The sequence below is a fragment of the Euzebyales bacterium genome, assembly GCA_035461305.1.
Taxonomy (GTDB): domain Bacteria; phylum Actinomycetota; class Nitriliruptoria; order Euzebyales; family JAHELV01; genus JAHELV01.
In genome coordinates this window covers 1-7,919 of the sequence record DATHVN010000204.1, presented here as the reverse complement: position 1 = coordinate 7,919, position 7,919 = coordinate 1, and the positions used below count along the sequence as shown (strand labels likewise).

Sequence of the window (7,919 nt, the reverse complement as noted above, 5' to 3'; positions counted from 1 at the left end):
CACCTGGTCCCGTACGTCGTCGATGTCGGCGGCCCGTCCCGCCATGTACTCGTCACCGGACTTCTCGAGCAGCGCGCGGAACGAGTCGAACGCTGCGGTGACGGCAACCGGGGCGCTCGACCCCTCGTCGATCGCGTCGTGGACCATGTCCGCGATCTCCGGATCGCCCGCGAAGTCGGCGTGCGCGAGGAAGATGTCGGCCTCGTCACCGAGCGTCTCACGCTTCGTCTCGGCAAGCTCGATCAGCGCGCTCTCGACCTGCTCCAGTGCCGCGTCGACGCGCTGCTTCTCCTCGTCGGGGGACCCCGCGGCCGCGGCCGCGGTGTCGACCTCGACCCTGCGGATGACGAACGCGCCCGCGAGCGCGACGCCCGGCGACGACGCCCGGCCCTGCAGTGTGGTGCTCACGGCCGCTACTCCCCCAGGCCGCTCTCGACCAGTTCGACCAGTGTCGACAAGGCCTCGTCGGCGTTCTCGCCCTCCGTGATGATCTCGATCTCGTCACCCTGATGGCAGTCCAGCGTGAGGACCGACAGGGTTGATTTGGCGTTCACAGGGTCCGCCTCGCCATTGGTCTTGGCGACACTGACGTCGCAGTCGAACTCCTTGGCCTTCTTGGAGAAGACCCGGGCAGGGCGGGCGTGCAGCCCGGTCTCGTTGTGCAGGATGACGGTCTGGCTAGGCACTGGCAGCCTCCGTGGTCGTGGCGGTCGCCTCGACGGTCTCGGCTCGGCGATGGAACTGCTTGAGCGCGATCACGCCCACGGCGGTGACGACCGTGCCGATCGCGATCGCCAGGATGTACAGCGGCCAGTTGCCCACGAGGCCGAACACGAAGATGCCGCCATGCGGTGCGCGCAAGGTCGCGTCGAACGCCATCGACAACCCGCCCGTGACCGCCGATCCCAGCATCAGTGCAGGGATGACCCGGATCGGATCGGCCGCGGCGAACGGGATGGCACCCTCGGTGATGAACGACGCGCCCATCACCCACGCAGCCTTGCCGGCCTCCTGCTCCTGGACGTCGAACAGCCGCTTCTGGATCACGGTGGCCAGGGCGAGACCGAGCGGCGGCGTCATGCCGGCGGCCATCACCGCGGCCATGGGCGCGAGCACCCCCTCGGCGATCAGGCCGACGCCGAAGAAGTAGGCGACCTTGTTGACGGGGCCGCCCATGTCGAACGCCATCATCAACCCGAGTATGACGCCGAGCACGATCGCGTTCGCCGTGCCCATCCCCTCGAGCCACGCGGTCAGCACCTCGGTCGCGGCCGCGATGGGCTCGCCGATGACGAGGATCATCGCCGTGCCGACGACGAACGTCGCGATCAGGGGATAGAACAGCACCGGCAGCAGGCTGCGCAGCGACCTCGGGAACGGCACGCGCTTGAGTCCAATGACGACCGCGCCGGCAAGCAGGCCGCCGATGATCGCGCCGAGGAAGCCCGCGCCGATCTCGTTGGCGATCAGCCCCGCGACGACGCCGGGGGTGATGCCGGGCCGGTCCGCCATGGCATAGGCGATGAAGCCGGCCAGGATCGGACCGATCATCGAGAACGCGGTGCCGCCGATCTTGAAGAACAGCGCGCCCCAGCTGAACTGCTCGTAGACGTTCTCGTCGACGACCGTGACGGTGTCGCCGACCAGGAACGCCAACGCGATCAGGATCCCACCCGCGGTCACGAACGGCAGCATGTAGCTGACGCCGGTCATCAGCCACTGGCGGACCACGCCGCCCCTGCTCGCGCGTCCCGGTCCGTCGCCTCCGCCGCCGGTGGCCGCTGCGGCGGCGCCACCCCCTCCCGCGCCGCTGGCGGCAGTCTCGGCGGGTGCCTCCGGGACGCCCTCCTCGACAGCCTGCTCCGCACGGTCGAACACGCGGGCGGCGTGGTTGATCGCCTCTCCCGGTGTCACCTCGACGGACGGCAGGTGGCTGAAGCGATCCCGGCCGTCGACGTTGGTGTCGACCGCGTAGATGACACCCACCGCACCGGAGATGGCGGCGTCATCGACCTTCTCGGAGCCTGCGGACCCCTGGGTCTCGACGGCGATCTCGTGGCCGCGCTTGCGCGCCTCCTCCTCGAGGGCCTCGGCGGCCATGTACGTGTGGGCGATTCCTGTCGGGCATGCGGTGACAGCGACGAACTTCACAGCGTCACCTCCTCGCGGAGTGTCTCCATGACCTCGTCCGAGGACGAGGCGTCGTACAGCTTCTGACGGAAGCTTTCGTGGATCAGACGGCGCGACAGCCGCGACAGCAGCCGGATGTGCAGGTCGTCGCCGCCGACGGGGGCCGCGATCAGAAAGACCAGCGTCGAGGGTTGCTCGGAATCACCCCCGAAGTCGATGCCGGGATTGGTCCGTGCGAAGGCGACGCTGGCGTTGGTGACGGCCTCCGACTTGGCGTGGGGGATGGCGACGCCCATCTCCATGCCGGTGCCGCCGCCCTCACGCTCGCGTTCGAGCACGTCGTTGACGTAGGTGTCGCGGTCACTGACCCGGCCCTGGGCGACCAGCCGGTCGGCCATCTCGGCGATCGCCGCGTCCCGTTCGGTCGCTTCGAGATCGAGGATGATCAGGTCGGGGGTGATCACATCGTCGATCGTCAGGTCCATGGCTCAGTCTCCCTCGAGTGGGCGGTCTGGATCGAACGTATCTCCGACATGGGTTGCATCCAAGGCCAAATCGTCGGGGGAAGGCATCGTGCTTCCAGGGAGCGACACGGCTGCGGTCGCCCATGCGATGCCGGTCGTCAGCGACTCCGGCCCGTCGCCACCGGCCGCGAGGAACCCGGCCAGCAGGGAGTCCCCGGCACCGACCGTGCTGCGGACCGCGACGGGTTCGCTCTCACCGAACCACACCGCATCGCCGGTCACGAGCAGGGCGCCGTCACCCCCGAGGCTGATCAGCACCGACACCACCCCGCGATCGATGACGCGGCGAGCGGCGTCGACGACGTCGCCGAAGGTCTTGAGCTCGTCGCCGACCAGCTCCGCGAGCTCGTGGTGGTTCGGCTTGATCAGGTCCGGCCCGGCGTCGATCACGGCGGCGAGCGCGGGGCCGCTGGTGTCCACGGCAACCCGCCGGTCGGCCGCGCGGGCGCGGGTGACCAGGTCGGCGTACAGATCGTCGCCGGCGCCCGGCGGCAGGCTCCCGCACGCAGCGAGCCAGCGCGCACCGACGGCTGCGTCGAGCGTCGCGTCGAGCAGACGGCGACGCGGGGCCTCGTCGAGGGTCGGGCCGCGGTCGTTGAGCTTCGTGGTGGTGCCGTCGGCCTCCGCCAACGTGATGTTGACGCGGATGGCCTGGTCGACCTCCACTGGCGTGAACGGCACTCCCGCGTGCTGGACCAGCCGGGCGAACAGCTCGCCCTCGGCACCGCCGAGCGGCGCGATCGCCCGCACGTCGTGGCCGTTGGCGTGGAGTGCCCGTGCCACGTTGATCCCCTTGCCTCCGGGCTGCACGGAGACGGAACGCATCCGCTGCACCTCACCCCGCAGCAGCTCGTCGATCTCGATGGTCCGGTCGAGGCTGGGGTTCGGGGTGCAGGTGACGATCACGGTTCGATCACGACCTTGATGCTGGTCCCGCTCTCGACCGCTGTCAGCGCGTCGTGGACCCGGTCGAGCGGGAGCCTGTCGGTGATCAGCTCGTCGAGCCGGACTGCCCCGCTGCCGATCATCTCGAGCGCCTGCTTGTTGTGGGTGGGCGTGGACCGGCGGGGCCGGCGACCGTCAGCTCCGAGTAGTGCACGACGTTGGCATCGATCGTGACCTCGGAGTTGTCCTTGGGCAGGCCGCCGAACAGGCTGATCCGACCGCGCGGCGCGGCCATGCCGATCGCCTGCTGCTGCGCCACGCCCGACCCCGCCGCGACGATGCTGACGTCGGCGCCGCGCCCGCCGGTCAGGTCACGGATGGCCCCGACCGGATCCTGCGCGCTGGCGTCCACCGTGGCGTCGAGGTCGACGAGGTCGCTGGCGAGCTTCAGCCGGTCGGCGTTGATCTCGACCATGAACACCCGCTCGGCACCCTTCGCTCTGGCCAGCATGACGTGCATGCACCCTATCGGACCGGATCCGAAGACGACAACGGTTTCATCGCCGTACCTGCCGACGTCGACCTGCTCCTGGGCGTTGAGGGCACACGCCAGCGGCTCGGTCGCCGCGGCGACGTGGTACTCCAGTCCTCCAGGTATCTGATTCAGCCCGTCGACGCGCAGCACGTTCTCGGGGACGATCATGTACTCGGCGAACCCACCGTCGTAGTCGTACCCGACCGACGTCGCGTTGTCGCAGACGGTCATCGCCCGACGCGTGCACTGGAAGCAGCGTCCACACGGCACGAAGGCGATGCACTGCACACGGTCGCCGACCTGCCAGCCGAGGTCGTCACTGCCGACCTCGACGACCTCGCCCGCGATCTCGTGGCCGATCACGCGTGGCAGCGTTTTCAGGTTGCGGTGGCCGTAATGGAAGATCTTGACGTCGGTGCCGCAGGTCGCGCAGGCGTGCACACGCAGCAGCAGCTCATCGGCCGCCGGCGTCGGTCGCTCCGCCTCCTCGACCCGCAGATCACCCGGTTCGTAGAAGCGTGCGACCTTCACCCGATCTCCTCCTCGACGGTGGGTGCGAGCAGTTCGAGCACCTCGTCGACGTCGGCGGTCGTCCGCAGGCGCTCCGCCTTGTCCTCGTCGACCAGCACCCGCGCGAGCGTCGCGAGGATGCCGACGTGCTCGTCGGAGGTCGCCGCGACGGCGAGCGCAGCCAGCGCCTCCTCGTCGTCCTCCCACAGCACGGGTTCGGAGAACTGCAGGAAGGCGACCGCGGCCCGGTTGACGTGCCTGCGGCTCTCGTCGGTGCCGTGGGGCAGGGCGAAGCCCTCGCCCATGTATGACGACATCACGGCCTCGCGCTCGTGCATGGCGTCCACGTAGGCCTGTTCGATGGCACCGATCTCGAGCAGCACGCGACCGGCCTGGTCGATGGCGTCGGCGCGGTCCCTCGCGACGACGCTCAGCCGCACCGTCTCACGGGTGAGCAGGTCCTGGTCGGCCGCCTCAGCCTTCGATGGCGTCGTCATTCTTGACCGCCTCCTCGAGCCGGTCGAAGACCGGGTCGCCCAGGTAGGAGTTGAAGGCCAGCACGGGCGTCTCGCCGACCTTCTGGCGCGCCCGGGACGACAGGCCCTGGTGGCACAGCACGACGTCGGCGTCGTCGGGGATCTGGTTCACCGGCGAGTGGTTCACCGTGATGCCGTAGCTGCCGAGCCGCTTCTTCAACTGCGTCACGAGCAGCACGCTCGACCCCATGCCGGCCTCGCAGGCGATGACGACCTTCTTGACCTGGGAACCCTTCACAGCTGCCATGTCATGCCTCCTGTGGGCGTGCCTTCATGGCGCGGGACTGCTCCCGTGCCTCGTCGACGTCCATCGCCGTCCTCTCGCCCGTGACCCTGAGGATGAACGCGGCGCTGACGAACGAAACGGCCGCCGCGACCGCGACCCCGAGGAACATGCCGAGGAAGTTGCCCCGCGGCGTGACGGCGATGTAGGCGAAGATGCTGCCGGGCGCAGGCGTCGCGACCAGACCGGTGTCGGTGAGCAGGAACGTCAGCACGCCGGACGCGCCACCGAGGATGGCGGCCACCACGGTGGCAGGCCGCATCAGCACGTACGGGAAGTACATCTCGTGGATGCCGCCGAAGAACTGGATGATCACGGCGCCGGGGACGGTGGGGCGGACCTCCCTGGGGCCGGCGACCCAGAACGCCAGCAGGATGCCCAGACCCGGTCCGGGGTTCGTCTCGATCATGAACAGGATCGACTTGCCGGTCTCGGCAGCCTGCTCGACGCCGAGCGGGGCCAGGACACCGTGGTTGATCGCGTTGTTGAGGAACAGGATCTTCGCCGGCTCGACGATCACCGATGCCAGCGGTAGCAACCGGTTGGTGACGAGGACGTCCACGCCGTTGCCGAGCACCGTCGTGAGGCTCTGCACGACCGGACCGATGGCGTAGTAGCCGACGACAGCCATCACGACGCCGAGGATGCCCTGGGAGAAGTTGTTGACCAGCATCTCGAAGCCCATCCTGATCCTGGGCTCGATCCACTGGTCGAGGACCTTCAGCACGTACGCCGCGAGCGGCCCCATGATCATGGCGCCCAGGAACTGGGGGACGTCCGTGCCGACGATCACACCCATGGTCGCGATGACGGCGATGACGGCACCCCGCTGGTCGTGGACCAACCTCCCGCCGCTGTACGCGATCAGCAGCGGCAGCATGAACGTGATCATCGGACCGACCATCGCGTCGGCGATGGGCGCGTTCGGGATCCATCCCTCCGGGATGAACATCGCGGTGATCAGCCCCCAGGCGATGAAGGCCCCGATGTTGGGCATCACCATGGCGGCGAGGTTGCCGCCGACGTGCTGGACTCGTGCCTTCCATCCGCCGCCCGCGGGTAGGGACGGTGCTACATCAGGCGTGCTCATGCTGGTGGCCTCCTTCAACCCTCGATCCGGCCGACCGGTCGTCGTCCACGCGGCTCGCGCGGAAGCGGGCCGCCCGACGAATGCGACTCCGCGGCGGTTCCACCCGAACCAACATGAACAAAGTCAAACCAACACCCACTCACGGCAACATAAAACAACGTCCAGGTGTTGCGCAAGACCTATTCTGGCCGTCGACCGGTGGGATACTCCTTCCGACGGGTCCGACGATCACGGAGGCTGTGCAGGTGTACGCGCCCGAACGCCAGCGTGAGATCGTGCGGCGTGCCATCCGCGACGGGCGTGTCGAGGTGGCCGCGCTCGCTGAGCACTTCGGGGTCACGACCGAGACGGTGCGACGTGATCTGACGCGGCTGGAGCGCCAGGGCCAGGTCCGGCGGGTCCACGGCGGCGCGCTGCCGATCGAGCGGCTCGGCTTCGAGCTCGACTACGAGGAGCGGATGGCGCTGCACCGTGCCGAGAAGGAACGGATCGGCGGCGCCGCCGTGGACCTGCTGCCGGAGGAAGGCACCGTCCTGATCGACGCGGGGACGACAACGGCGCGACTGGTCAGGGCCTTCCCCTCGGACCGCGAGCTGGTCGTCACGACGAACTCCCTCCCGCTCGCGCAGTTGCTGGTGACCCGGCCCACCATCACCGTGCTCATGCCCGGCGGCCGGCTGCGACCCCGCACGCTGGCACAGGTCGACGTGTGGACGCAGCGGGTGCTCGCCGAGCTCCACGTCGACGTGGCATTCATCGCCACCAACGGCATCTCGACCGAGCACGGGCTGACGACCCCGGACGTCGCCGAGGCGGAGATCAAGCGGGCGATGATCCGCGCGGGGTCACGGGTGGTCCTGCTCGCCGACTCCAGCAAGGTCGGCCAGCGCCACTTCGTCCGCTTCGGCGACATCGAGCAGATCGACGTCATGATCACCGACACCGGGCTCGACGACCGCGCCGCCACCGAGTTCCGCGCGCTCGGCGTAGAGCTGCTGCGGGTCTGACCGCCTCGTGCGGCCGTAGGGTCACTCTCCCGGTCTCTCGGCATCCGGTCGCAGCTACGCCCTGGGGTGCACGACCGGTCCGAGACAGCCCTCAGAATGCGGTGGCGGCGAGCTCCGCGAGTGGCGAACGGACGCCCTTGCTCATGGTGACGTGCCCGAACAGCTCCGAGCCCTTCATCTTCTCGATCAGCGCCGCCAGCCCGCCGTACGGCGAGATGTAGGGGTTGTCAACCTGGGACAGGTCGCCGCAGAACACCACCTTGGATCCCGCCGCCATACGCGTCAGGATCACCTTCAGCGTCGGCAGCTCGAGGTTCTGCGCCTCGTCGACGATCACGTACTCGTCGGTGATGGACCGGCCGCGCAGGTAGGTGATCGCCGCCATCTCGAGCTGACCGCGGTCGAGCAGGGCGTCCACC

12 protein-coding genes are annotated in these 7,919 nt (G+C 68.9%); 1 reads left to right on the top strand and 11 read right to left on the bottom strand.

Translation table 11 applies throughout. From position 1 onward, the window contains the following. The 10 genes from VK923_18655 to VK923_18610 all read right to left on the bottom strand — a co-directional run. The coding region (locus VK923_18655) for a phosphoenolpyruvate-utilizing N-terminal domain-containing protein (GenBank protein HSJ46705.1) at positions 1-408 on the bottom strand (408 nt) is incomplete at its 3' end. 5 nt (positions 409-413) lie between these two features. Continuing rightward, a complete protein-coding gene (locus tag VK923_18650; GenBank protein ID HSJ46704.1) occupies positions 414-686 on the bottom strand; it encodes an HPr family phosphocarrier protein in 273 nt (90 codons plus the stop codon). Next, on the bottom strand, positions 679-2,151 hold the full coding sequence (locus VK923_18645) for a fructose-specific PTS transporter subunit EIIC (protein HSJ46703.1): 1,473 nt from the start codon (positions 2,149-2,151) through the stop codon (positions 679-681). Before VK923_18645 ends, VK923_18650 begins: the two co-directional genes overlap by 8 nt. Next, a complete protein-coding gene (locus tag VK923_18640) occupies positions 2,148-2,615 on the bottom strand; it encodes a fructose PTS transporter subunit IIA (protein ID HSJ46702.1) in 468 nt (155 codons plus the stop codon). Before VK923_18640 ends, VK923_18645 begins: the two co-directional genes overlap by 4 nt. Positions 2,616-2,618: 3 nt before the next feature. After that, a complete protein-coding gene (pfkB, locus tag VK923_18635; GenBank protein HSJ46701.1) occupies positions 2,619-3,560 on the bottom strand; it encodes a 1-phosphofructokinase in 942 nt (313 codons plus the stop codon). Beyond that, a complete protein-coding gene (locus tag VK923_18630; GenBank protein HSJ46700.1) occupies positions 3,557-3,682 on the bottom strand; it encodes a hypothetical protein in 126 nt (41 codons plus the stop codon). Before VK923_18630 ends, pfkB begins: the two co-directional genes overlap by 4 nt. Beyond that, positions 3,679-4,605, bottom strand: a complete 927-nt coding sequence (locus tag VK923_18625; GenBank protein ID HSJ46699.1) for an alcohol dehydrogenase catalytic domain-containing protein — start codon at positions 4,603-4,605, stop codon at positions 3,679-3,681. Before VK923_18625 ends, VK923_18630 begins: the two co-directional genes overlap by 4 nt. Then, positions 4,602-5,081, bottom strand: coding sequence for a PTS sugar transporter subunit IIA (locus VK923_18620; protein ID HSJ46698.1), 480 nt, complete (start codon positions 5,079-5,081; stop codon positions 4,602-4,604). Before VK923_18620 ends, VK923_18625 begins: the two co-directional genes overlap by 4 nt. Further along, positions 5,059-5,367 (bottom strand): hypothetical protein, encoded by a 309-nt coding sequence (locus tag VK923_18615; protein ID HSJ46697.1) that lies wholly within the window; start codon positions 5,365-5,367, stop codon positions 5,059-5,061. The genes VK923_18620 and VK923_18615 overlap by 23 nt, the downstream gene beginning before the upstream one ends. Before the next feature lies 1 nt (position 5,368). Continuing rightward, positions 5,369-6,493, bottom strand: coding sequence for a PTS mannitol transporter subunit IICB (locus tag VK923_18610; GenBank protein ID HSJ46696.1), 1,125 nt, complete (start codon positions 6,491-6,493; stop codon positions 5,369-5,371). 239 nt (positions 6,494-6,732) lie between these two features. Here VK923_18610 and VK923_18605 point away from each other — a divergent pair, with 239 nt between their 5' ends. Next, on the top strand, positions 6,733-7,500 hold the full coding sequence (locus VK923_18605) for a DeoR/GlpR family DNA-binding transcription regulator (GenBank protein HSJ46695.1): 768 nt from the start codon (positions 6,733-6,735) through the stop codon (positions 7,498-7,500). A 91-nt stretch (positions 7,501-7,591) separates the two neighbouring features. Here VK923_18605 and VK923_18600 read toward each other — a convergent pair. Then, positions 7,592-7,919 (bottom strand): PhoH family protein (locus VK923_18600; protein HSJ46694.1); only part of this gene is annotated, 328 nt, incomplete at its 5' end.